20 protein-coding genes are annotated in these 24463 nt (G+C 66.4%); 10 read left to right on the top strand and 10 right to left on the bottom strand.

The window, feature by feature from the left end:
- Positions 1 to 309 precede the first annotated feature (309 nt).
- The 3 genes from HMPREF3115_RS03505 to HMPREF3115_RS03495 all read left to right on the top strand — a co-directional run bounded on the left by HMPREF3115_RS03505 (position 310) and on the right by HMPREF3115_RS03495 (position 3205).
- The gene (locus HMPREF3115_RS03505) at positions 310 to 1938 is read left to right on the top strand and encodes an NADP-dependent glyceraldehyde-3-phosphate dehydrogenase (RefSeq protein ID WP_053297985.1); all 1629 of its coding nucleotides are present in this window, start codon (positions 310 to 312) and stop codon (positions 1936 to 1938) included.
- 522 nt (positions 1939 to 2460) lie between these two features.
- Entirely contained in the window at positions 2461 to 2781 is a 321-nt protein-coding gene (locus HMPREF3115_RS03500) for a hypothetical protein (RefSeq protein ID WP_006397763.1), read from the top strand.
- 103 nt (positions 2782 to 2884) lie between these two features.
- Positions 2885 to 3205, top strand: a complete 321-nt coding sequence (locus HMPREF3115_RS03495) for a DUF1330 domain-containing protein (protein WP_006404446.1) — start codon at positions 2885 to 2887, stop codon at positions 3203 to 3205.
- 67 nt (positions 3206 to 3272) lie between these two features.
- Here the strand turns inward: HMPREF3115_RS03495 and HMPREF3115_RS03490 are convergent, their stop codons facing one another.
- Positions 3273 to 4106 carry an NAD-dependent epimerase/dehydratase family protein gene (locus HMPREF3115_RS03490; RefSeq protein WP_006411618.1) on the bottom strand — a complete coding sequence of 278 codons (834 nt, stop codon included), beginning with the start codon at positions 4104 to 4106 and terminating at the stop codon, positions 3273 to 3275.
- A gap of 88 nt (positions 4107 to 4194) precedes the next feature.
- Here HMPREF3115_RS03490 and HMPREF3115_RS03485 point away from each other — a divergent pair, with 88 nt between their 5' ends.
- Positions 4195 to 5298 carry a LacI family DNA-binding transcriptional regulator gene (locus tag HMPREF3115_RS03485; RefSeq protein WP_053297986.1) on the top strand — a complete coding sequence of 368 codons (1104 nt, stop codon included), beginning with the start codon at positions 4195 to 4197 and terminating at the stop codon, positions 5296 to 5298.
- Positions 5299 to 5347: 49 nt separating this feature from the next.
- Here HMPREF3115_RS03485 and HMPREF3115_RS03480 read toward each other — a convergent pair whose 3' ends face one another.
- A complete protein-coding gene (locus tag HMPREF3115_RS03480) occupies positions 5348 to 6637 on the bottom strand; it encodes an MFS transporter (RefSeq protein ID WP_012217659.1) in 1290 nt (429 codons plus the stop codon).
- A 327-nt stretch (positions 6638 to 6964) separates the two neighbouring features.
- Between HMPREF3115_RS03480 and HMPREF3115_RS03475 the strand changes: the two genes are divergently transcribed.
- Both HMPREF3115_RS03475 and HMPREF3115_RS03470 read left to right on the top strand, forming a co-directional pair.
- A complete protein-coding gene (locus HMPREF3115_RS03475; protein ID WP_070553442.1) occupies positions 6965 to 8443 on the top strand; it encodes a DNA-3-methyladenine glycosylase 2 family protein in 1479 nt (492 codons plus the stop codon).
- Entirely contained in the window at positions 8440 to 8973 is a 534-nt protein-coding gene (locus HMPREF3115_RS03470; protein ID WP_070553441.1) for a methylated-DNA--[protein]-cysteine S-methyltransferase, read from the top strand. The genes HMPREF3115_RS03475 and HMPREF3115_RS03470 overlap by 4 nt, the downstream gene beginning before the upstream one ends.
- 40 nt (positions 8974 to 9013) lie before the next feature.
- Here HMPREF3115_RS03470 and HMPREF3115_RS03465 read toward each other — a convergent pair whose 3' ends face one another.
- Complete coding sequence (locus HMPREF3115_RS03465) at positions 9014 to 9511, bottom strand: Lrp/AsnC family transcriptional regulator (RefSeq protein ID WP_035488001.1); 498 nt, start codon at positions 9509 to 9511, stop codon at positions 9014 to 9016.
- Between the two features lie 156 nt (positions 9512 to 9667).
- Between HMPREF3115_RS03465 and glmS the strand changes: the two genes are divergently transcribed.
- Positions 9668 to 11497: a glutamine--fructose-6-phosphate transaminase (isomerizing) gene (gene glmS / locus HMPREF3115_RS03460; RefSeq protein ID WP_070553440.1), complete on the top strand. Its 1830-nt coding sequence runs from the start codon at positions 9668 to 9670 to the stop codon at positions 11495 to 11497.
- 138 nt (positions 11498 to 11635) lie between these two features.
- On the opposite strand, the gene HMPREF3115_RS32175 is transcribed toward glmS, so the two are convergent.
- Entirely contained in the window at positions 11636 to 11767 is a 132-nt protein-coding gene (locus HMPREF3115_RS32175) for a hypothetical protein (protein ID WP_254915405.1), read from the bottom strand.
- 514 nt (positions 11768 to 12281) lie between these two features.
- On the opposite strand from HMPREF3115_RS32175, the gene HMPREF3115_RS03455 reads away from it, so the two are divergent.
- Positions 12282 to 13760: an aminotransferase class V-fold PLP-dependent enzyme gene (locus HMPREF3115_RS03455; RefSeq protein ID WP_070553439.1), complete on the top strand. Its 1479-nt coding sequence runs from the start codon at positions 12282 to 12284 to the stop codon at positions 13758 to 13760.
- A gap of 159 nt (positions 13761 to 13919) precedes the next feature.
- Here the strand turns inward: HMPREF3115_RS03455 and HMPREF3115_RS03450 are convergent, their stop codons facing one another.
- The 3 genes from HMPREF3115_RS03450 to HMPREF3115_RS03440 form a co-directional block, all read right to left on the bottom strand.
- The gene (locus tag HMPREF3115_RS03450; RefSeq protein WP_006404456.1) at positions 13920 to 14309 is read right to left on the bottom strand and encodes a hypothetical protein; all 390 of its coding nucleotides are present in this window, start codon (positions 14307 to 14309) and stop codon (positions 13920 to 13922) included.
- Between the two features lie 93 nt (positions 14310 to 14402).
- On the bottom strand, positions 14403 to 16253 hold the full coding sequence (locus tag HMPREF3115_RS03445; RefSeq protein WP_060151622.1) for a S10 family serine carboxypeptidase-like protein: 1851 nt from the start codon (positions 16251 to 16253) through the stop codon (positions 14403 to 14405).
- 714 nt (positions 16254 to 16967) lie between these two features.
- Positions 16968 to 18779, bottom strand: coding sequence for an ExeM/NucH family extracellular endonuclease (locus tag HMPREF3115_RS03440; protein WP_070553438.1), 1812 nt, complete (start codon positions 18777 to 18779; stop codon positions 16968 to 16970).
- A 250-nt stretch (positions 18780 to 19029) separates the two neighbouring features.
- On the opposite strand from HMPREF3115_RS03440, the gene HMPREF3115_RS03435 reads away from it, so the two are divergent.
- Positions 19030 to 20415 (top strand): MFS transporter, encoded by a 1386-nt coding sequence (locus HMPREF3115_RS03435; protein ID WP_053298005.1) that lies wholly within the window; start codon positions 19030 to 19032, stop codon positions 20413 to 20415.
- Between the two features lie 9 nt (positions 20416 to 20424).
- On the opposite strand, the gene HMPREF3115_RS03430 is transcribed toward HMPREF3115_RS03435, so the two are convergent.
- The 3 genes from HMPREF3115_RS03430 to HMPREF3115_RS03420 form a co-directional block, all read right to left on the bottom strand.
- Positions 20425 to 21345, bottom strand: a complete 921-nt coding sequence (locus tag HMPREF3115_RS03430) for a LysR family transcriptional regulator (RefSeq protein WP_006397741.1) — start codon at positions 21343 to 21345, stop codon at positions 20425 to 20427.
- 94 nt (positions 21346 to 21439) lie between these two features.
- Positions 21440 to 22900 carry an NAD(P)/FAD-dependent oxidoreductase gene (locus HMPREF3115_RS03425; RefSeq protein ID WP_006409682.1) on the bottom strand — a complete coding sequence of 487 codons (1461 nt, stop codon included), beginning with the start codon at positions 22898 to 22900 and terminating at the stop codon, positions 21440 to 21442.
- Between the two features lie 166 nt (positions 22901 to 23066).
- Entirely contained in the window at positions 23067 to 23411 is a 345-nt protein-coding gene (locus HMPREF3115_RS03420) for a cupin domain-containing protein (protein ID WP_059940670.1), read from the bottom strand.
- 205 nt (positions 23412 to 23616) lie between these two features.
- Between HMPREF3115_RS03420 and HMPREF3115_RS03415 the strand changes: the two genes are divergently transcribed.
- Positions 23617 to 24463 (top strand): helix-turn-helix transcriptional regulator (locus HMPREF3115_RS03415; protein ID WP_070553437.1); only part of this gene is annotated, 847 nt, incomplete at its 3' end.

The following is a 24463-nucleotide window of genomic DNA, read 5'->3' as shown; positions in this document are numbered from 1 at the left end:
TGGCCGCGCGGCGCCATTATCGCCCCAAACCGGGCAATGTCAAACGTTTGCGCGTCGCAAAAATGCCTTATCCCCGGCATGACGACACACTCTTACATTTTTCTTTCGCGAGATGCGAATCCGCGCGGCGCGGCTTGCATTCGATGTGACCTTCCTTTTTAATGGAACTGGTTCCATTCCGTGTTTCGGCCGAGGTTTCGCGTGACGCGCCACGCTGCGCGCGTCATCATGCCGATTCAGGATCGAGGATCGTTCAGCTCAGGATTCCGCATCGCCCGTCCTTCCGGACACCCGTCAAACGAGACCGTCATGCCCGATTCCGCTTCCCTGCAGCAGTTGTTTCCCGCCCTCGACCAGATTCCCGCCGAATTCCGGCTGAGTGCGCCGATCCACCAGCGCGTGTCGCTCGTCGACGGCGAGCTGCGACCGTGGGATGGCGCGACCAAAACCGTGCTGTCGCCGGTATGCGCCCGGCAGCCGGACGGCAGCGTCGAGCAGGTCGAGATCGGCAGTTATCCGGTGATGGGCGAAGCGGAAAGCGACGCGGCGCTCGACGCCGCCGTGCGTGCGTATGACGCCGGCCGCGGCGAGTGGCCGACGATGAAGGTCGAGCAGCGCATCGCGTGCATGCAGGACTTCATCAAGCGGATGGTCGCGCAGCGCGAGCTCGTCGTGAACCTGATCATGTGGGAAATCGGCAAGAGCCTCGCCGACTCGCAGAAGGAATTCGATCGCACCGTCACGTACATGACGCAGACGATCGAGGCGCTGAAGGAGCTCGACAACGCGAACTCGCGCTTCGTGATCGCCGAAGGCACGATCGGCCAGATCCGCCGCACGCCGCTCGGCGTCGTGCTGTGCATGGGGCCGTACAACTATCCGCTGAACGAGACGTTCGCGACGCTGATCCCCGCGCTGCTGATGGGCAATACCGTCGTGTTCAAGCCGCCGCAGTACGGCACGCTGCTGTTCGAGCCGCTGCTCGAAGCGTTCCGCGACGCGTTCCCGAAGGGCGTGATCAACACGATCTACGCACCGGGCGCGGTGGTCGTGCCGCACATGCTCGCGTCGGGCAAGATCAACGTGCTCGCGCTGATCGGTTCCAGCAAGGTCGCCGACCATCTCAAGAAACAGCATCCGAAATCGCATCGGCTGCGCGCGATCCTCGGTCTCGACGCGAAGAACGCGGCGATCGTGCTGCCCGACGCCGATCTCGACCTGACCGTCAAGGAATGCCTGCTCGGCGCGCTGTCGTTCAACGGGCAGCGCTGTACCGCGCTGAAGATGCTGCTCGTGCACCGCTCGATCGTCGACGAATTCCTCAAGCGCTTCACCGCCGCGCTCGAGCAGCTGAAGATCGGCATGCCATGGGAGAAAGGCGTATCGATCACGCCGCTGCCGGGCATGCATCGCACCGCCTACATGACCGACGCGATCGACGATGCGAAGGCGAAGGGCGCGCAGGTCGTCAACGAATCGGGCGGCGTGTTCTGCAAGACGCTGTTCTATCCGGCCGTCGTCTATCCGGTCGCCGAAGGGATGAAGCTGTATCGCGAGGAGCAGTTCGGGCCGATCATTCCGGTCGCGCCGTTCGACGACGTCGAGACGGCGCTCGACTACGTGACGACGTCCGAGCATGGCCAGCAGGTCAGCATCTTCGGCTCCGACCCGGCACAGATCGGCGCACTCGTCGATCCGCTCGTGAACCAGGTGTGCCGCGTGAACATCAACTGCCAGTGTCAGCGCGGCCCCGACGTGTTCCCGTTCGCCGGCCGCAAGGATTCGGCCGAAGGCACGCTGTCCGTGACCGACGCGCTGCGCGCATTCTCGATTCGCTCGATGGTCGCCGCGAAGCAAACGGAAAGCAGCAAGCAGTTGCTCGATACGATCGTGTCCGATCACCACTCGAAGTTCATCAACACCGGCTTCATCTTCTGACTCCGACGCGCGTCGTCTTGCGCGCACCCGATCCGCTGCACGCCGCGTGCAGCGGATTTTTTTCGTCTGACGGATGCGGCGACGCGCGGCGCCGTTCGCTGCACACGCGCCGTCTCGCCGATGAAACATCGCGGCGTCTGCGCCGCAGCGTACGCGCGTCGATACGGCACCGGTTGCGCGTACGCGCGTCCGTGCCGAAACGTCGCGTGCGTTTCGTGTCGACGTTACGTTACATGCGTGAAGCATTTCGCGATGTCGCGCGCACGCGCGCGTCAAACGACGCGCCTCGTCGCGCACGGCCGTGTACGCGCGTTTCGGCGCGCGACCCGCGCCGGGCGGGCCGCGCAGCCCGCTCGCACACGGCTTGCGCGCGTCGCGCCGCCAGCGTATCGCGACGCTGGTACGGAATCTGCATCCTGCTGAAGGAAACGCCGCGCCGCCACCGCGCGCGGTGCGATCCCGCGATCGCGCGCCGCCGCCATGCGCCGCGTGCCGTCGATCCGAGCCAGCAACGAGGTCATGATGGATGCGCTGCCGAATTCGTCCGATACGTCGTTCCAGATCTTTCTCGCGAAACTGCTGGAACAGCCGCTGCCCGAGTGGACCGAGAAACAGCAGATGGAACTGGAGATGGCGCGCGCGCTGTCGACCGAGATGGTGCGTCTCGCGGAAAGCCTGCGCGGCAGCACCGATCTCGCACGCTGCCTCGTGCTGCTGCGCTATTCGAAGGTGCTCGACTTCATCCTGACGTCGCTCGCTGCGCGCCGCGACATCCATCCGCAGACGCTGCGCACGCTGTTCCGGCTCGCCAACCTGAAGGTCGACGACGCCTATCCGGTCTGAACCGGGTGCATTCTCATTACGTCGCAGGTAATCGACGCGCGACGCCGCGCGGCCGATCATCGCTCCATCGCCCACCGAACCGCATCATGCGAAGGAGCCCCTCATGACCGCCTATGCCATCGCTCACCTGCACGACGTCGAGATGTGCGACGACATCGTCGAATACCTGGAGCGCATCGACGACACGCTCGCGCCGTTCGGCGGCCGCTTCGCGATTCACGGCGCACGGCCCGACGTGCGCGAGGGCACGTGGCACGGCGACCTGATCGCCATCGCGTTCGCGGACATGACAACCGCGCGCGCGTGGTACGAGTCGGACGCATATCGGCAGATCCAGCCGCTGCGCGCACGACATGCGAGCGGGCCACTGATCCTGATCGACGGCGTCGACGAACATCACAAGGCGACCGACATCCTGCGCTGACGCGCTGCACCGATCGCCGCGGCACCGCAGCGATCGCGCACCCCGCGGCCGCTTTATCGGCGCGGCTTCACGCACGCCGCTCCATCGGCTCGCCGACGACGAACGCGCCGCCCTGGAACCGCTGCGCGGGATCGTCGTAATCGGCCGTCGGCGCGGCGATCGGGAACAGGCCGGCGAACTGCGCGGAGCTGTCGCGCGGCCGGAAGCCGAGAAAGCCGGCCTTCGTGTTGTCCCACCACTTCACCGGGTTGTCGGACACGCCGTACACGATCGCGTGTCCGACGCGGTTCGTCAGCAGCGAGCAGCGCACGAGCTCGATGAAGTCGCGATAGCTGAGGAACGTGACGAGCATGCGCGGATTCTTCGGCTCCTCGAACGACGAACCGATCCGCAGGCACACCGTCTCGATCCCGAAGCGATCGAAGTAGTAGCGCGACAGCGCCTCGCCGAAGCATTTCGTCACGCCGTACAGGCTGTCCGGGCGCTGCGGCGCATCGGCGTCGAGCACTTCGGTGACGGGATGGAAGCCGATCGCATGGTTCGAGCTCGCGAACACGATCCGCTTCACGCCGTGCCGGCGCGCGGCTTCGTAAATGTTGTACGTGCCGGTGATGTTGGCGCCGACCAGATCGTCGAACGGCGCATCCACCGAGATGCCGCCGAGATGCACGATCGCGTCGACGCCCTCGACGAGATGCATCACGGCCGGCCGGTCGGCCAGGTCGACGACCTGCGTTTCTTCGTGTGCAGCGGCTTCGCCGAGCGACGCGATGTCGCTGACGCGCACGATGTCGGCCCATTCCGCGAGCGCGCCGCGCAGCTGGCGGCCGAGGTTGCCGGCCGCGCCCGTCAGCAGCAGGCGCCGGAACGGTTTGCGCGTACCGGTGGTTGAGGCGTTCATCGAATCTCCTTGAATCGGTTGTTGCGGTTGAATCGTTTTGCGGTGGAAAACGTTTTCCAACTATACGCGGGACAAATTCGGCGCGTCAATGGCGAATGCGGTTCGCCGGCATCCGCATTTTCCCGAGCGGGCGCGGCGTGTCTTGCACGCATTTTTTCTGCCACAATCCGCGTTATTGCAAGAAAACGTTACCCTTCGAATGAAAAAAGTTTCCCCGACGATCCGGGACGTCGCCGCGGAAGCCGGCGTATCGGTCGCGACGGTGTCGAAGTATGTGAACGGCACGCAGCGCTTTTCGCCGAGCGTCGAGGCGCGGCTCAAGGAAGCGATCGAGCGGCTCGGCTATCGGTCGAATCCGCTCGCGCGCTCGATGATCACCGGCCGCACGCGCACGATCGGCCTCGTCATCCTCGACATCAGCAACCCGCACTTCACGAACGTCGTGAAAGGCGCGAACCGCGTCGCCCTGCAGCACGACTACACGCTGCTGCTCGTCGATACCGAGGAAAACCAGGCGCGCGAACGCTCGCTGATCGAGGCGCTCGCGCAGCGCGTCGACGGGCTGATCGTCAGCACCCGAATGCCCGACGAAGAGGCGGGCTGGATGCTCGATTTGCACAAGCCGCTCGTGCTGCTGCGGCGCAGCCCGGGCCTGCCGATTCCGAGCGTCGGCATCGACAACCGGCTGTCGACGTACATGCTCGCGCGTCATCTGCTGAACCTCGGACACACGCGTATCGCCTATCTCGGCTTCGGGCCCGCGCGCGTGAACGACGAGCGGATCGAAGGCGCACGCGACTGTCTCGCGGAAGCCGGCCTGACGCTCGACGTCTACGATGCGCACGCGCCGACCGCCGAAGCCGGCGAGCGCGCCTGCTCGCGCGTGATGCTCGGGCCGCAGCGGCCGCAGGCCGTGATCTGCTACAACGACCTGATCGCGCTCGGCTTCATGAAGGAAGCGGCGTCGCTCGGTTTCCGGCTGCCGCAGGACGTCTCCGTCACCGGCGTCGACAACGTGCCGTACGGCGAATACGCGGCGCCCGCGCTGACCACCGTCGACATCCAGAGCGAGAACATGGGCGAACTCGCGATGCAAAAGCTGATCGATGCGCTCGCGGGCCGCACCGACGCGAGCTACTCGACGTTCGAGCCGCGGCTGATCGTGCGCGCATCGACGGCGCCGGCCGCGTGAAGTGGCGCGTGCGCCGCCTATCGCGGCGCGCACGCGCGAACGACTACCGTCATGCATCGAGCTTCGCCGGCTTCATCTTCGGCGTCAGCGCATGCATGATCGCGAGCGCGAGCAGATACGCGAGCGCGCCGATCGCGAACAGCACCCAGTAGTGGCCGGTACGCTGCAGCACCTGCCCGATCACTTCGGAGAACAGCACGCCGCCGATCGAGCCGGCCATCCCGCCGATCCCGACCACCGATGCCACCGCGCGGCGCGGAAACAGATCGGACGCCGTCGTGAACAGGTTCGCCGACCAGCCCTGATGCGCGGCAGCCGCGAGACCGACGATCAGCACCGCCGCCCACAGGTTCTGCACCTGCGACACGAATGCGATCGGCAGCACGCAGCATGCGCAGATCAGCATCGCCGTCTTGCGCGCGCGGTTCACGCTCCAGCCCGCGCGCAGCAGCATCGACGAAATCCAGCCGCCGCCGATGCTGCCGACCGTCGTCAGCGCGTAGATGCAGACGAGCGGCAGGCCGATGTGCTGCATGTCCATCCCGCGCGATTCGTTCAGCCACTTCGGCAGCCAGAACAGATAGAACCACCAGACCGGGTCGGTCAGGAACTTGCCGATCAGGAACGCCCACGTCTCGCGCTTGCGGATCAGTTCGCGCCAGCGCGGCGCACCGGCGTCGGCGTTCGCGGCGTCGAGCGCCTCGGCCTCGTCGCGCGGCTCGTCGTATTCGGCGGCGAGCGCACGCGTATCGGCCGCGCGGTAGAACACGAGCCACACCGCGAGCCAGACGATGCCGATGGCGCCGACGATCACGAACGCCGCACGCCAGCCGTATGCGACCGCGATCGCCGGAATGATCGCCGGCGCGAACACCGCACCGATGTTCGCGCCGGAGTTGAAGATGCCGGTCGCGAGCGCGCGTTCGCGGCGCGGAAACCATTCGGCGGTCGTCTTGATCGCGGCCGGGAAGTTGCCGCCCTCGCCGATGCCGAGCAGCGCCCGCACGAACGCGAAACCGGCCACCGACCCGACCGCCGCGTGCAGCATCGCGGCAATGCTCCAGACCAGCATCGCGACCGCATACGAGATGCGCGTGCCGAGCCAGTCGACGATGCGCCCGAACCCGAGCAGGCCGATCGCATAGAACGCCGAGAACGCCATGACGATCCGGCCGTACTGCACCTGCGTCCAGCCGATGTCGTGCTGCAGCATCGGTGCGAGCAGGCCGAGGATCTGCCGATCCATGTAGTTGATGACGGTCGCGAAGAACAGCAGCGCGCAGACGGTCCAGCGGTAGCGGCTGGCGGCGCGCACGACGCCGACGACGGCAGATTGCATGAATGTCTCCGATGAGCGGCCGCGCCTGTCGGGCCGCACGGTATGACCTGACCGGCGACAGGCGCCGGGGCGGGCGGCGGCGCATCGCTTGCACGGCGCGGCCGGTCGCCGATCGATGTTGGGAAAACGTTTTTCAAAGAATAGGGTGTCGGGCGGCGCGCTGTCAGTCGGGGATTTCGATGAGTCATCTCAATTTGTCGGCGCCGAAAAGAGACGACTGTTTCGCAGTGTGGCATTAACCGTTTTTTCGGCGGTTTTCCGGGGTGCGCGCGGCCTGCCCGGAGGACCGATACACATGTCCGATTTCAGCCAGAATCGACGAGGCGGATGGTTTACAGTCGTCGCATGCGCCTCGACCCCGACATTTGCTACGACGCCCTGCTGGCGCGAAACCGCCGTTTCGACGGCTGGTTCTTCGTCGGCGTGCGCACGACCGGCGTGTACTGCCGCCCCGTTTGCCCCGTGAAGCCGCCGAAAGCGCAGAACTGCCGCTACTTTCCGACCGCGGCGGCCGCCGAGAAGGCCGGCTTCCGTCCGTGCATGCGTTGTCGCCCCGAGCTCGCGCCGGGCCACGGCCTGCTCGACGTGTCGGGCAATCTCGCGAATGCCGCCGCGACGCTGATCGACGACGGGTTCCTGAACGGCCGCTCCGTCCACGCACTCGCGCAGCGCGTCGGCGTGACCGAGCGCCATCTACGCCGGATCTTCGCCGCGCGGTTCGGCGTATCGCCTGTGGAATTCGCGCAGACGCAGCGGCTATTGATGGCGAAGCGATTGCTGACCGACACCGCATTGCCCGTGGCCGTCGTCGCGTCGACGGCCGGGTTCGGCAGCGTCCGCCGCTTCAACGATCTGTTCCTGCAGCGCTATGGGCTGAACCCGCTGCGCTTGCGCAAAAGCGCTGCGGCGGGCGCGTCGGCCGGCGGCGACATGACATTCCCGCTGCCGTACCGCCCGCCGTTCGCCTGGCATGAGCTGATGCGCTTTCTCGCGCAGCGGCAGATCGACGGTGTGGAATGGATCGACGCGCAGCGCTATCTGCGCGCCGTCGACCTGCCGGCGCCGCGCGGTACCGGCCGCGTGACGGGCTGGGTGTCCGTCTCGCACGTGCCGCACCGGTTCGCGCTCGCCGTCACCGTGTCGCCCGCGTTGACGCCGGTCGTGCCGACCGTGCTCGCGCGCGTGCGGCGGCTGTTCGACCTCGACAGCCGTCCCGACGTGATCGACGCGCATCTCGGCGAACTCGCCGACGGCTCGCCGGGCCTGCGCGTGCCGGGCGCGTTCGACGGCGTCGAGATCGCGATCCGTGCGATCGTCGGCGAACATCTCGCGACGACGCATGCCGATGCGGTGCTCGCGCGCCTCGCCGCGCATTTCGGCGCACGCGTGGACGGCGCGCCGCCGACGCTCGCGCACGCGATGCCTGCTGCGTCGACGCTCGCCGCGTTGCCGCCCGCGGCGCTTCGGTCGATCGGCGTCGCGCGCGACGCGGCAGACGCGATCGTTTCGCTCGCGCAGGCGGTTGTCGAAGGCACGCTCGCGCTCGAACCGATGGCGTCGCTCGACGCGACGCTCGCCGCGCTGCGCGCGATGCCGGGCTTCGACGAGCGCGCGGTGCAGTACGTTGCGATGCGCGCGATGGCGTGGCCGAATGCGTTTCCCGCGGATGAACCATTGTTGCTCGCGACGCAGGCCGACGACCGCGCGGCTGGTGCATCCACCTTGCGGCGTACGAGCCGTTGGGCGCCGTGGCGCGCGTATGCGGCGCTGCATGTGTGGCGCCTTCATGGAGAAGCTTTGCGATGACGCCCGCTCATCTGATTCCGAGCCCGCTGGGCGACATCGCCGTGCGTATCGAGGACGATGCGCTGACCGGACTGTTCTTCGTCGGGCAGAAGTACTATCCGTCGCTCGCGATCGCGTCGGGCACAGACGTGCGTCGCACGTCGCCCATTGCGCGCACGGTCGCCGGCGAGATTGCCGAGTACTTCGCCGGCGCGCGCACGACGTTCTCGGTGCCGGTCCATCTGCGCGGTACCGCGTTTCAGCGAAGCGTGTGGAAAGAACTGCTCGCGATTCCGTTCGGCACGCTCGTGTCGTACGGCGAGCTGACCGCGCGCGTTGGACTACCGGCGAGTGCCGCGCGTGCCGTCGGTGGCGCGGTCGGACGGAACCCCGTGTCGATCATCGTGCCGTGCCATCGCGTCGTCGGTGCCTCGGGGAGCTTGACCGGCTATGCGGGCGGCATCGAACGCAAGCGCGCGTTGCTGTCGCTTGAAGGTGCGGGGTTGGGGCATGGGGGGTGGTATTCGGGGCAGCAGGTGCTGGCTTTCTGATTGCTTCGGTCGCCGCTCGTCGCTCGCCGCGTGTGTTCCCCTACTCCCCGCCGCGCTTGCGCATCGCATGTCCGACGCGCGCATTGGTCTCGAATTTCGCGCGATGCGTCGAGAAGAACGTCCGCACATTGCGGACGTTCGACGCGCCGGTGAACAGCCGGCGAGCGAATTCATCGTATTCGGCGACGTCGGCCAGATCGGCGACCACGACGAAATCGGGCCCCGGCGACACGCGGTAGCACTGCGTGACCGCCGGCTCCGCGCAGACGTACGCTTCGAAAGCGTCATAGTCTTCGGCCGTCTGCCGGTCGAGGCTGATCTCGATGATTGCCGTGACGGCCGTGCCGATTGCGACCGGATCGAGCATCGCGACCTGCCGGCGGATCACACCCGCTTCCGTCAGGCGGCGCACGCGGCGCATGCAGGTAGGCGGCGACGACAGCGCGCGTTCGGCGAGTTGCAGGTTCGACACCGACGCGTCGTCCTGCAGGACCGCGAGAATGCGCAGGTCGAGATCGTCGAGGGTGATGCCGGGCATCGGCGGCTCCTTGCTGGCTTCTACGTGAAATTTAATTTCAACATGATAGCGCGTCGCCATGCCATTTCATTTTCGCTTGTATTTTGAAATTTAATTCCACGAAGTCGCCCCTACCATCGCTGTCACGGATCCAGAACGACTTTTAGGGAGCGCGATATGTGTGGAATTGTCGGGGCGGTGGCCCAACGGGACATCCTGCCGAACCTTGTCGACGGCCTGAAGCGGCTCGAATACCGCGGCTACGACTCGTGCGGTGTCGTCGTCTACCGCGACCGCGCGCTGGCGCGGGCGCGTAGCGTCGATCGCGTCGCCAACCTGCAGCGCGACATCGCCGCGCAGGCACTGTCCGGCTACACCGGCATCGCGCATACGCGCTGGGCGACGCACGGCGCGCCCGTCACGCTGAACGCGCATCCGCATTTCTCGCCGAGCGACACCGACGCACGCATCGCGCTGTCGCACAACGGGATCATCGAGAACTGCGATCAACTGCGTGCGGAACTCGAAACGCACGGCTACGTGTTCGCGAGCCAGACCGACAGCGAGGCGATCGCGCATCTGATCGATCATCTGTACGACGGCGATCTGTTCGATGCCGTGCAGCGCGCCGCCGCACGTCTGCGCGGCAGCTACGCGATCGCGGTGATGTGCCGCGACGAGCCGCACCGGATCGTCGGCGCGCGCGACGGGATGCCGCTCGTCGTCGGCGTCGGCGACGGCGAGAACTTCCTCGCGTCCGACGCGATCGCGCTGTCGGGCATCACCGATCGCATCGCGTATCTGGAGAACGGCGACGTCGCGGATATCCAGCTGCATCGCTACTGGATCGTCGACGCAGCCGGGCAGCGCGTCGAACGCCCGGTGCAACGGGTGGCTGCGCACAGCGGCGCGGCCGATCTCGGCTCGTATCGCTACTACATGCAGAAGGAGATTTTCGAGCAGCCACAGGCCGTCGCGGACACGTTGCTCGATGTCGCGTCGATCATGCCCGAGCTGTTCGGCGACGGCGCATGGCGCGTGTTCAACGACGTCGATTCGGTGCTGCTGCTCGCCTGCGGCGGCAGCTACCACGCGGCGCTCACCGCGAAGTACTGGATCGAGAGCATCGCGAAGCTACCGACGAACGTCGAGATTGCGAGCGAATTCCGCTATCGCGACAGCGTGCCGAATCCGCGCACGCTGGTCGTGGCGGTATCGCAGAGCGGCGAGACGGCCGACGTGCTCGGCGCGGTACACGTCGCGAAGCAACGCGGGATGATGCACACGCTTGCGATCTGCAACGTCGCGACGAGTGCGCTGATGCGCGAATGCGCGCTGCAGTTCGTCACGCGGGCGGGGATCGAGATCGGCGTCGCATCGACGAAGGCGTTCACGACGCAGCTCGTCGCGCTGTTCCTGCTGACGCTGTCGCTCGCGCAGGCCCGCGGCCAGCTGAGCGACGACGATGAGCACGCGCATCTGCGCGCGCTGCGCCACCTGCCCGACGCGATGTCGAAGGTGCTCGCGCTGGAGCCGCAGATCATGGGCTGGTCGGAACTGCTCGCGCGGCGCGACGACATGCTGTTCCTCGGACGCGGGATGCATTACCCGATCGCGCTCGAGGGCGCGCTGAAGATGAAGGAGATTTCGTATATCCACGCGGAGGCGTATCCGGCCGGCGAACTCAAGCACGGGCCGCTCGCGCTCGTCAGCAACGAGATGCCGGTGATTGCGGTCGCGCCGAACGACACGCTGCTCGAGAAGCTGCGGTCGAACATGCACGAGGTCAGCGCGCGCAACGGGAAGCTGTTCGTGTTCGCGGATGTGGATTGCGGGTTGTCGCCGAGCGAGGGGATCGAGGTGATTCGGCTCAATGAGTACTATGGGCCGCTGTCCCCGATCCTCCATACGATCCCGATGCAACTGCTCGCGTATCACGCGGCGCTGGCGAGAGGGACGGATATCGACAAGCCGAGGAATTTGGCGAAGTCGGTGACGGTGGAGTGAGGGGGGCGGTGGGCATTGTGAAGGCCCGGGAAGCGGCAGCACATGCCGAATCGATGTGACATGCACGCTGACGCCCGACCCTTGTGCGAGCATCGACGAGCAGAAGCGCGCGATCAAGCCTGACGGCCGGCATCAGGTTCAGCCCGAACTCCTTCTACCACTCGTCGTCACTCGGCGCGGCGAAGCCACCGGCGCGCGCGCTCGACGCGCGAGCACGTTCACCACGATGGCGATGCCCGCCAGGCGCGTGAGTTCAAGATCGAGGCTCATGGCGAAATTCGCAGTCGGATGACGAGATCGCCCGCGACGGTAAAGCGAAGGCGAAGGCGGATAGGACTACCCGGGAAGTTGCCGCTGACGTTTGCGATCACCGTCCTCTGCGCGCAGATGGTCTGCCACGAGACCGCCTCGGTCGTGCATTCGTACTTGGCAATGACTTCGGCATTCCACGCAGCAATAGCCGCACTGCCTCAGTGCTCGAGGGGCCGGTCACTCTGCCCTGCCCTCGACGCGCTGCTGACTTGGGCCGAGCAGCGACCGACGCAGCGTCAGCAGCGCTAGTCGAAGCGCGTTCCCGAGACCGGCAATACCTGCGGCGCCGTGGTCGCGCGGCCGTAACGCGCGGCAGACAGGCATGGCGGGACCACCAAGAGAAACAAATTCCCCAAATCCCCATCTTCAAAGATTCACTTTCCACATCCGCGCCATTGCACGGCTCATTTTGGAGCCATTTTCCGCTGCGCGCGCCGTATCATTTCGCCGTTCCGACGCGCAACAGAAAACCATGAGCGACAGCACCTTGTTCCATTACCTCGACTACGCCGCCACCACGCCCGCGGATTCCCGCGTCATTGAAGCGATGACCGCCTGCCTCGGCTTCGACGGCATCTTTGGCAATCCGGCCTCCAGTTCGCACATCGCAGGCCGCCTCGCAAGACAGAAAGTCGAGCACGCACGCGAACAGGTCGCCGCGCTGATCGGCGCAGACGCAGACGAAATCGTCTGGACGTCGGGCGCCACCGAATCGAACAACCTCGCGCTGAAGGGTTACGCGGACACCGCAAGCGACCGCCGCCACCTGATCACGAGCCGCATCGAACACAAGGCGATCCTCGACACGATGGCGAACCTGTCGAAACGCGGGATGACGGTCACCTATCTGTCGCCCACGCCGGACGGCGAAATCACGGCCGACGCCGTAGCCGCGGCGATCGGCCCCGATACCGGCCTCGTCTCGCTGATGCTCGTGAACAACGAGCTCGGCACGCTGACCGACGTCGGCGCGATCGCGCGCATCGTCCACGCGGCTGGCGCGCTGCTGCACGTCGATGCCGCGCAAGCGCTCGGCAAGACGCCGATCGACGTGCACGCGCTCGGCATCGACATGATGTCGATGTCCGCACACAAGGTTTACGGTCCCAAAGGCATCGGCGCGCTGTACGTGCGCCGCGAAATCGCCGAGCGGATCGCGCCGCAGATACATGGCGGCGGCCATGAGCGCGGGTTGCGCTCGGGCACGCTCGCGACGCATCAGATCGTCGGCATGGGCGTCGCCTGCGAACTCGCGGCAGCAAAGCTCGACAGCGAAGCCGAGCGCATTGCAGCGCTCGCCGCGCGCCTGAAGGATGCGGTGCTCGCACTCGGCGACGTCACGCACAACGCGGCCGCCGCCGCGCGGATTCCGCACACGCTGAGCCTGACGGTCGACGCCCCGGGCTTCTTGCCGTTCATGCTGGGCGACACGCTGGCGGTGTCGTCGACGTCCGCATGCAATTCGACGAGCGGCGCACCTTCGCATGTGCTGACCGCGATCGGCCTCGATGCGAGCGCCGCGAGCCGCACCGTGCGCGTCAGCCTGGGCCGCTTCACGACCGAGCAGGACATCGACGCCGCGATCGCGTGCTTCCGGCGCGCGATCGAACAGTGCCGCGCCGCCGCATCGAGCGGCTTCGCCGCGGCGCGCCAGATCGCGCCGGCCGACCTGCCCGCGATTCGCGACGCCGGCTATCGCGCCGTCATCTGCAACCGGCCGGACGGCGAAGAAGCCGATCAACCCGCGTTCGCCGAAATCGCGGCAGCGGCACGCGCGCTGGGCCTCGATGCACGCTATCTGCCGGTACGCCGCGACGAAATCGGCGACGCGGACGTCGAAGCGTTCGCGGCACTCGTCGACGCGCTGCCGAAACCCGTGCTCGCGTATTGCCGAAGCGGCAGCCGCGCCGGGATGCTGTGGCATCGGCTGACGATGCGCCGCGCCGCGTAATCGCTCACATTCAGCGCGTCGCGTGCATCCCGCATGCGCCGCGCGCCTCGCCGCGGCGCTCCCACGCACCACGCACCACGTACCGCGAACCGCCGCCGTCGCTCCGCGGCGCGCTGATCGAACGGCGACCGGACGCATCCGGTCGCCGTCACCGCTACCTCACTCCTGCTGTTCCTGTTGCTGCTGCAGTTGCCGCTGCTGCAGATACTGCCGCACGTCGCTCATCGTCACGCGTCCGGTGTGCTTCGCATCGATCTCGTCGAAGTGCTTGGCGATATAGCCGAGACCGCTGCTCTGCGCCTGCGCCTTCGTCACGGCCGCGCCGTTGCTCAGCACGGTATTGCCGCCGAGCCGTGCATCGACGCGCCGCTGCGCCTGCTGCTGCAGCGTCGTGCCGGTCGACGGCAAGACCGGCGCCACGCGGTGCGAAGGAAAGAACGGGCCGTCGACGCCGCGCGTGCCGTGCGGCAGCTTCACGGGCGCGACGGGCTGCGGCGGCAGCGCGTGCGCGCTGCCGATCGTGGCGGCGACGACGATCAACGGAGACATACGCCGCATCAATTGGATTAGGGACATGATCGCTCGCATTCAATGGATGAACTGGGATTCCTGCGGATCGCCTGCCACGCAGGCGTCCGTCGCTCACAAAGCCGCCGCGACCGTCGTCGCCGCGCCCGAGGCCGGCGTGCTGCCGGTCGGCGTGCCGGCCGGGCTCTGGTCGGGCCACGGCGGCGGCAGCATGCGCAACGTCAGCGCGGTCGGAATCCGGCTGCCCTGATAAAAGCGCTTCAGGTCCCGCTTCATCTGCGGACGTGCTACGTCGTCCAGATAAATCATATGCCCGCCCTGGAAGAAGTTCACCTGCAGCTTCGGGTTCAGGCCCTTCACCGTCTGCAGCCGCGCGAGCTCCTTCTCGGTGCTGAAGAACGGCGTCGCGAGATCGTGATAGCCGTTCTCCGCGAGCACCTGCAGCTGCGGATTGAGCTGCAGCGCGCCGAGCAGATCGGGGATCGTATCCGGCATCGGTTGGCCGTCGTGCGAGAAGTCCCACACCTCGATGATGCTGTCGTTCAGCGGCACGTAAGTCGCGTTCGGCGCGCTGTAGCCGAGATAGTCGGGCAACTGCGTCGCGAGCGCATTCGTGAACGGCTGCGAAATCAGGATGTCGGACGGATCGCCGTCGGTCTGCAAACGCGGATCCGAATTCGGCAGCGACACGCGTCCGTCATACCGGCCGATCGTCGTGCCCGGCAGCAGGCTCGTGCCGAACGGGTTCGCGTTGAAGTAGCCGCGCAGCGCCTGCTGCGTGAGACCGGATGGCAACGACCACAGCCGCAGCGTCGCATCGCTCGGGAACACCGGCGTGCCGAGCGCATCGGGGATCCCGAGCTGGCTCAGCACCCACGACTGCGAATACTTCTGCAGCTGTTGGTAGATGAGCGTCGTGAACAGTTCGGTCTGCAGCGCATACAGCCCCTGGTTGACCGGCGCCGGCGACACCTGGTTGAAGTACGCCGCCACCGCCGCATAGCCGGGCAGATAGCCGGCCACGGTGTCGGTGTCGAGCAGCAGCCCTTCGGTCGACTGCGTGATCGCAACCGCTTCGATCGCATCGGCGAAGTAGTTCAGGATCGACGACTGCAGCACGATGCCCGTCAAATGCACGCCGGCGGATTCGAGCGCCAGCGCGAGCATATCGGTGCGCGGCGTACCGTACGATTCGCCGTACAGATAGATCGGCGAGCTGCTGCGATTGTTGACGGCCAGATAGCGCTGGATGAAGTCGCGCATGATGTTGACGTCGGCGTCCGAACTCCAGAACTTCTGGTTCGTGTTCGGCAGCACCGCTTCCGACAGGCCCGTGCCCGGCGGATCGATGAACACGAGATCCGTCGTGTCGATCAGGCTCTCCTGGTTGTCGACGAGCGGATAGTTCGGCCAGTTCGTGCCGAACAGCGGATCGGGCGTCGCGACGCGCGTCGGCGCGAACGAGCCGAGGCGCAGCCAGATCGACGACGAACCGGGGCCGCCGTTGTACACGAACGTGACGGGCCGCGGCTTGCCGTTCGTGCTCGGCGCGGTATAGGCGACGTACGACATCGACGCTTCCGGATTGCCCTGCGCGTCGGCCGCCGTGAGGTGGCCGGTGGTCGTCGTGTAGTTGACGGTCGTGCCGCCGGACTTCCACGTGTAATGCATGACGGCCGCCTTCTCGGCTACCTGCGTCGGGTCGAGCCCGTCCGTCGCATTCATCGAATACGCAACCGGATCGACATATGGCTGGTTCGCGGACGGCGTCGCGCCGTCGGCAGCCTGCTGCGCGCTTGCCTGTCGGCTCGTCGTCGCCTGCGCGAGGCTCGACACGCCGACGGACGACGAATCGTCGCCACCGCAGCCCGCGAGCACGAGTGTCACGATGGTCAGCACACCTAGCCCGGCCAACCGGCCGCGACGGCCGATGCGGTTGCCGGTACAGCTCCTGTCTGGTTTCATCTCTGTCCTTGGTGTTGGGTGAAATACCGCTTCACAAAGGGCCGCCTGCGCCGGCGACACGCGCGCGCATACCCGCCACGCGCGTGCACGTCGGCATACGGCGGTTGGGATCGACTGCTTCAAGAGACTGAACGTGATACAGACACAGCGACTGCTGGCGTGATCGATACTGGAACGCCCCCTGCCGTGATGACTTCCTTTTATTACCGAAATTTACGACAACACAAAAATAGGCGGTGCTGCGCTGCGTTGTCAAAGATCATTCGGATATTAAGGAGATCGCGATAATGCGCATCCGGATCAGTTGCCGAATGCGGGCGCGCGTAGCGATTGTTCGGGAATAACGCGGGTTTTTCGTCGCTTCAACGCGATTCTTTCTCTTTAACGATCCAACCCGGCTGCGACAGCACGGAAAGCCGTTTCAGCGCGAGTGAAAGCATTCAGATCGCTATATTATTTCTTTCATTTAAATTTCGATAATCGGCTAATTGACGCGTTTCCCGCATATCCGATTGTTTGATACGCACGATTGATTCGCGAGAATGAATCTCGCCGTGCGCTTTTGTCCGTGCCGGAAAGAAAATACCGATTCTTTTAATTCTTTTTGCAATGGCCGGCATTATTTACACGATCGGCCGCGCGCACATACCGCCGTGAAAACGACAACGGGCGGCCGCGCCGCCCGTCGTCTGCCGCGAACGCGTCGCCGCGCGGCTATCGGCCGCCGCCCGGCAGCGCGATGTCGATCAGCACCGGATCGTGGTCCGACGAGCGATACGCATCCGGCGCGTAGTACGTCTGCTGCTGCTCGGCCGACTTGTACGCGAGCGTGTATTGCAGCGCGACGGGCTCGTCCGCGTTGATGTGCCATTCGTGAACGGCCTTCACGTGCGAGGCGAGCGGCAGCGATGCGAGCGCATGGTCGAGATAGCCGGCTTCGCCGTTGTACACGTAGCTGTACGCGTTCGCACCGATCCAGCGCGACACGAGGTTGCGATAGCCGCGCGATTCGAGCAGGCGGATCGGATCTTCGTACGTGTAGCTGTTGAAGTCGCCGATCAGCAGCACGCCCTGCCCGGCGACGCCGGTCGGCGTACCGGCCAGCCAGTCGGCGAGCTTCGCGGCCGCGCGCGCGCGCGTCGGGTTCCAGCAACCCTGGCCGTCGCCCTGGTCGAGATCGTCGTTGGCCGCGTCCGGGCAGTTCTTCGATTTCAGATGATTGACGACGATCGTCAGCGCCTGCTTGCCGCCGATGCGCCGGAACGATTGCGCGAGCGGCTGGCGGTTCTTGTCGTCGATCGCGAGCGTCGCCGCGCGGCCGACCGGCTCGACCTTGCGACTGTCGTAGATCATCGCGACGGCGATCGCGTCGCCGCCGAGCCGCGACGTACCCGGATCGACGACGCGCCACGCACCGCCGAGCTTCGCCGCGAGCTGGCGGACCGCGCTCAGTTCGCCGTAGCCGTTGTTCTGAATCTCCATCAGCCCGATCACGTCCGCATCGAGCGCCTTCAGCGCGCTGACGATCTTCGCTTCCTGGCGCTGGAATTCCTGATAGGTCTTCGCGCCGCGATTGTTCGGATCGTCGAAGCCGCCGCCGAGACCGTTGCCGTTGAAATAGTTGAGCACGTTGAACGATGCGACGCGCAGGTTCGCATGCGGATCGCGCGCCGGTGCGTTCGTGCGCGGGTTCGCGCGCGCATCGAACGTCGGCGCGGCGGCACCCGGCACCGGCTGCACGCGCCAGGCGCCGTAGCGCACTTCGAGCACGCCCTGCACGTCGCGCACCGTGTAGCCCGTACGCAGCGTATTCGCCGCCGACAGTTGCGGCGCCGGATACGGGACGCTCGCCGGGTTCTGCTTGTTCGATCCGTCGTCGAGGATGAGCCGGTTGCGCGCGTTCGCGTCGATCTGCGACTGCGCCTGCGACGGCGGCACGACGCTCGTCGGCGTGCGCAGACGGCCGTTGCTGAGCAGCACGCTGCCGTAGCGGCCGAGCTCGTAGTTGTCGGTGACGGTCAGCGTCTGCGGCAGGCGCACGAGCATCCCTTCATACGCGGCGAACGCGTTCGGGCTGTCGACCGGCAACGTCAGCGTCGCCGGCGTGACCGTCTGACCGTTCGCGCAGACGGCGATCGCGCCCGACAGCGTGAGCTGCGTCTGCCCGTACTTCTCCTCGACCTTGCCCGTCACGTGGACGAGATCGCCGGCCTTCGCACGCGCTTTGGGCGCATAGACGAACAGCCCTTCGGACACGCCCGGCTGGTTGCGTCGCTGCGGGTCGGCCTGCTGCACGAAGAAGCCGCCGAAGCCGTCCGTGCCGCCGAAATCGGCCGTGACGACGGCCTCGATCGATACGTTCTGGCCGGCGAGCGGCGATGGCGCGCCGGGCCCCTGGATGTCGGCGATCGGCGTCGCGCTGCCGCCGCAGTTCGCACTGACGGGCGCGGCGGTGACGGCGAGCGCCGGCGCGGCAAGCGCGGGCAACAGCAGCAGCGGGGCAAACAGGCGAAGAGTCGAGCGCATCACGGTATCCCGGTTGTAAAGGATCGCGAAAGCTTAACGACGATCGATGACAGTTTTCGGTAACCGGCCGACAGGCCGATGTAATTCGGCAGCGCATTCCCACATGTTGAGCACGCAACGTCCCATCAATCGGGATGCCTGTCCAAATGTTGACGCACGTCGCGCCGCCGCTCTAACGTTCGGCCGAATGTCATCGAATGCGGCCGCGCCCGAACCCGTGCGCCGGCCGCACGGCACACAGGAGACAACCGTGACCCAATCCGCGTCGCGCACGCACGCCAGTCAACCGGAGCGGCAGCCGCACGCGCACGCCAGCCCCGCCCTGCCCATCGAATCCGCATCGCGCGGCACGGACGCGACGCCGTCGCGCAAGCGGCTGCTGATCCTCGTGCTGCTGTTCGTCACGGTCGTGATCAATTATCTCGACCGCAGCAATCTGTCGATCGCCGCACCCGAGCTGTTTCGCGAATTGAACATCGATCCCGTGCACGCGGGGCTCGTGTTTTCCGCATTCGGCTGGACCTATGCGCTGATGCAGATTCCCGGCGGCTGGCTCGTCGACAAGGTGTCGCCGCGCGTGCTGTATGCGGGCGCGCTCGCGCTCTGGTCGGCCGCGACGCTGCTGCTCGGCTTCGCCGGTTCGTTCGTCGGCGTGATCGTGCTGCGGCTCGCGGTCGGCGCGCTCGAAGCGCCCGCGTATCCGATCAACAATCGCGTCGTCACGACGTGGTTTCCGACGCGCGAACGCGCGAGCGCGATCGGCGGCTATACGTCGGGGCAGTTCGTCGGCCTCGCGTTTCTGACACCGGTGCTCGCGTGGCTGCAGGTGCATCTCGGCTGGCACATGGTGTTCGTCGCGACGGGCCTCGCCGGCATCGTCTGGGCGGCGATCTGGTACGCCGTGTATCGCGAGCCGCGCGCGTTTCGCGGCGTCAACGCAGCCGAGATCGCGCTGATCCGCGACGGTGGCGGCCTCGTCGATCTCGAGGATCGCGTCGCCGCCCGCCGCGAGCGCGCACCCTCGACGTGGCGCGATCTCGGGATCGTGCTCGGCCGGCGCAAGCTGTGGGGCATCTATCTCGGCCAGTTCGCGCTGAACTCGACGCTGTGGTTCTTCCTCACCTGGTTCCCGACCTACCTCGTCAAATATCGCGGGATGGACTTCATCAAGTCGGGCTTTCTCGCGTCGCTGCCGTTTCTCGCCGCATTCGTCGGCGTGCTGTGCTCGGGCCTGCTGTCGGACTGGCTGATGCGCCGCGGCGCGTCGCAGGGCTTCGCGCGCAAGCTGCCGATCATCTCCGGGCTGCTGATCTCGACGTGCATCATCGGCGCGAACTACGTCACGTCGACGGGCTGGGTGATCGCGTTCATGACGCTCGCGTTCTTCGGCAACGGCTTCGCGTCGATCACGTGGTCGCTCGTATCGGGGCTCGCACCCGCGCGGCTGCTCGGCCTGACGGGCGGCGTGTTCAACCTGATCGGCAACTTGTCGGCGATCGCGACGCCGATCGTGATCGGGCTGCTCGTCGACGGCGCGGACTTCTCGCGCGCGATCACCTACATCGCGGCGATGGCGCTCGCCGGCAGCCTGTCGTACGGCCTGCTGGTCGGCAAGGTCGAACGCATCGACGCATGAGCGCGGCCGTCACGCGGCGAGCGCGACGGCCTTGATGTCGAACGCGCGCAGCAGATCGTCGCAGAACGCGTCGACGATCGGCTTCTCCGACGTGCTGCGCTTCATCGCGAGATGCATCGGCACGTCGAAGCTGAACGTCGCGCGTCCGACGGCCTTCACGAGCCCGCGCTGCTCGAACGGCTCCGCGTAGTGCGCGGGCAGATAGCCGAGATGGCCGCCCGACAGGATCAGGATCGTCGCGGCCTCGATGCTGTCCGCGCTCGCCGTCACGCGGCGCTCGGGCAGCGGATACTGTTCCTCCGGCACCGGATAGGTGCGCCACACCCAGTCGTGCGCCTGCAGATCGTCGGCCGTCACCGCGCGCGACGCATGAAACAGCGGATGCCCGCGCCCGCAGTAGATCACCTGCTGCTCGGTAAACAGCGGCGTATAGACGAGCCCCGGCACGCGATGCCAGAAATAGCCGATGGCGAGATCGAGCTGGTTATTCACGAGGCTTTCCTCGAGCTCCTGCGGCGACGCGACCTTCATCGAAAACGTGACCGCCTGGTCGCGCTTGCGGAACGCGCCGATCGCTTCGGCAAGACGCGCGTTCTCGACGAGCGGCGCCTGGCCGATCAATCCGATCGACAGCGTGCCGACGAGCTTGCGATCGATGTCGCGCACGCGCGCGACGAACTCGGACGTCGCGGCGACGAGCGTGCGCGCCGTCGCCGCGAAGCGCTCGCCTTTCGACGTGAGCCGAAAGCCGCCGCGCCCGCGGTCGCACAGCTTGAAGCCGACGCGCGCTTCCAGCGCGGACAGCTGCGTACTGATGGTCGACTGGCGCACGCCGAGCGACGCCTCGGCAGCCGTGATGCCGCGCGCGTCGACGACGGCCAGAAAAACCCGGATGAGCCGGAGATCGAGATCGGTGGTATTCGAGAACATGCTGGAGCCTGCTTACATAGAGAGCACGCATGCGTTGCCATGAGAACGGCCGCGCGCCGCCATCGGCATCGGCGCGCGCCGCCGCGCCTGTTCGTTACATCGGGAAGCCCATCGCCTTGATGCCGTTGATCCACGCGCGCTTCCATCCGCCTTCGGCATCCGCGCCGTCGAACGCATGGAAAGTGATCTTCGCGGCGATCCAGCGCATCGGCTCGGGCGGAATGTAGCTCGGGCTCTGGTTCGCGATGTCGAGCTTGCGCTCGGGGCTGTCGCGATCGAACAGGATGTTCAGCCCCATGAATGCGCCGAATCGGCTCGCCGCGACGCCGAAGCCCGTATAGCCGGCGACGAACACCGCCTTGCCGCCGAGATAGCGCTTCGCGAACACCGAGCCGCGCGAGCAGTAGTCGATCGGGCCGCCCCACGCATGCGAGAAGCGCACGTCGCTCAGCTGCGGGAAGGTCCGGTAGAACGCCTGCGCGAGCCGGTAGTAGGTTTCGCGCCGACCGTCCTGCTGCGGATTCGGATCGCCGTCGAAGTGATAGCTGACGAGCCCGCCGAAGATGATGCTGTTGTGCTTCGTCAGCCGGAAATAGTTGAGCTGCGTGCGCGTGTCGTAGACGCCCTGCCGGTTCTTCCAGCCGATCCGCGCGAGCTGCTCGTCGGTGAGCGGCTCGGTCGCGAGCACGTGATCGCGCACCTGCATCACGCGGCGATTGATGTCGGCAATCCCGACCTTCGCGGTGCCGCTGCCGAACACGACGCGCGGCGCGCGCACGCTGCCGTTCGGCGTCTTCACGTACACGGTGCTGCCTTCGTCGGTCACGGCCGTCAACGGCGTGTGCTCGTACAGCTTCACGCCGAGCGACAGCGCCGCGCGCTTGAGCCCCCATGCGAGCTTCGCCGGATGCACGATCCCGCTGCGGTTGCGCGACCACAGCGCGCCCGCGAACAGCGGCGAATTCAGTTGTTCGAGCGTCTCGTCGCGATCGAGCAGCACGACATCGTGGCCGTATGCGCGATGCAGCTCGTAGTCGCCCTGCAGATGCGCGATATGGTCCGGATCGACCGCGACCGTCATCTCGCCGTTCCATTCGACGTCGGCGTCGATGTCGTAGCGCTTCAGCGTTTCCTCGAAGCCGTCGAGATTGCGATGGCCGAACGCCTCGAGCTGCGCGATGTCGTTCGGGAACACGCGTACCGCGTTCGGCAGCCCGTGCATCACCGATGTCGAGATGATTCCGCCCGCGCGCCCCGACGCGCCGTGCGCAACCTTGCCCGCCTCGATGAGCACGACGTTCAGATGCGGCATCTGCTCCTTCGCCTGCACGGCCGACCACAGCCCCGTAAAGCCGCCGCCGACGATCAGCAGGTCGGCCGTCACGTCGCCCGACAATGCAGGCTCCGCCGCCGGCGCGGCCGGGTTGTCGAGCCAGTACGGAGAGAGCTTCGTGTGCTCGAGCGCCTGTTCGACGCTCAGTGCGGCCGGCGCGTCGCGCCTCGCGTGCGGCGGTTCCGGCACGGTCCGTTTTGCTTCGTTGACTTCCATTTCCATGATTCCAGCGCTCCCGCGCGATTGCGCCCGTGTCGTCCCGCACGCGGTACGCGCGTGCCGCTGCCGCCCCGGGCGCGACCCGCTTCGCAGTGCGGACGATCGAAAATGCATCGGCCGCCGCGCGTGCGTCACACGGACGACGGCCACGCGGCAACCGATGCGGACATCACGACTTCTCGAGCAGCACGTAGAACTTCTTGGCGTCCTCGAGGGTCTCCCAGCGACCCGCGAAGCCGGCCGGCAGCAGATAGCCTTCGCCCGGCGCGAACTCCTTGCGGTTGCCTTCGACGTCGGTCAGCGCGATGCGGCCTTCGACGAGCCATACGGCCTCGTCCGCGGCGGTTTCGGGAAAGTCGACCGCGCCGACCTTCCCTTCCCACCAGCCGACGATGTAGTTGCCGCCCTTGCCTTCGGCCGCACGCCAGTCGCTTTCGTCCATCCCGAAGTCGAGCTTCGTGAATTCGCCTACGCCTGCGCCGAGCGGCAGAATGTCCTTGATCAGTTTGGTCATCTGAATCTTTCGTCTCTCGTTTGAAAAAGCAGAGACGAAGTTACCGATTTACACTGCGCCGGTATGCCCCCCTGCAGGGGGGACAAACCGCGTTTTGCGGCGCGCACGCCGACCGCGCGCGCCGGTATTTCCCCTTACTGACGTTTCGCGCGGCGGACGCTAAAATCCGCGCGCTTTTTCCGCAGGCTTTTCATCGGGGGACCGCATGCTGCTGAACGTGAACCCCTTCCATCGCGACGACGACCGCTTCAACGTGTCGTTCAAGGCACTCGGCGAATTGATCGAAACGGTCGGCACGCCGCATTTCGTGCCGCGTCTCACGCAATTGCTGAACGAAGTGGTGCCGCTCGACGTGCTGCACGTCGAACGCTCGCGCGTCGACGGCGCGATGCCGACCGGCTATCGCTGCGAATGGATCGGCAGCAGCGGGATCGGTACCGCGAGTGCCGAAATCTCCGACGTGATGACGCTCTACTACGAGCGCTTTCTCGACAGCGATCCGCTGTTCGCAGGGCTGCGCGGCAAGACCGGCACGATGCTCGTCGTGCGCGACATCGCGGCGATTCCGCCCGGCGAATTCCGGCAGCGGCTATTCGACGACGTGCGGATCGGCCACGAATGCGTACTCGCGCGCGGCACGCGCTACGCGCAGCATTCGATCGCGCTCGAACGCGGCCGCGACCGGCCGCCGTTCACGCTCGCCGAGATGAACCGCTTTCGCAGCATCAGCGACGTGCTGTTTCCGCTGCTCGAGCTGCATGCGTCGACCACCGCCGCGCGGCGCGTCGCGCATCCGGCGCCCGACGTGCATCCGCTCGCGCAGTTCGATGCGCGCATCGCGGCCGACGGCGTGAAGCTGTCGAAGCGCGAATACGAAACCTGCAAGCATCTGCTGTCGGGCAAGACCGTGCCCGAGACGGCCGAGATTCTCGGCGTGCGCGTCGCGTCGGCCGAGTCGTACGTGAAGCGCGCGTTCGCAAAGCTTGGCGTGCGCACGAAGCGCGAGCTCGTCGCGTGGGGCGCGGCCGCGCCGCTGCCGGCCGCCGCGCGCG

The sequence above is a fragment of the Burkholderia sp. HMSC10F09 genome, assembly GCF_001806955.1.
Taxonomy (GTDB): domain Bacteria; phylum Pseudomonadota; class Gammaproteobacteria; order Burkholderiales; family Burkholderiaceae; genus Burkholderia; species Burkholderia multivorans.
This window is presented reverse-complemented; position numbering and strand designations above follow the sequence as displayed.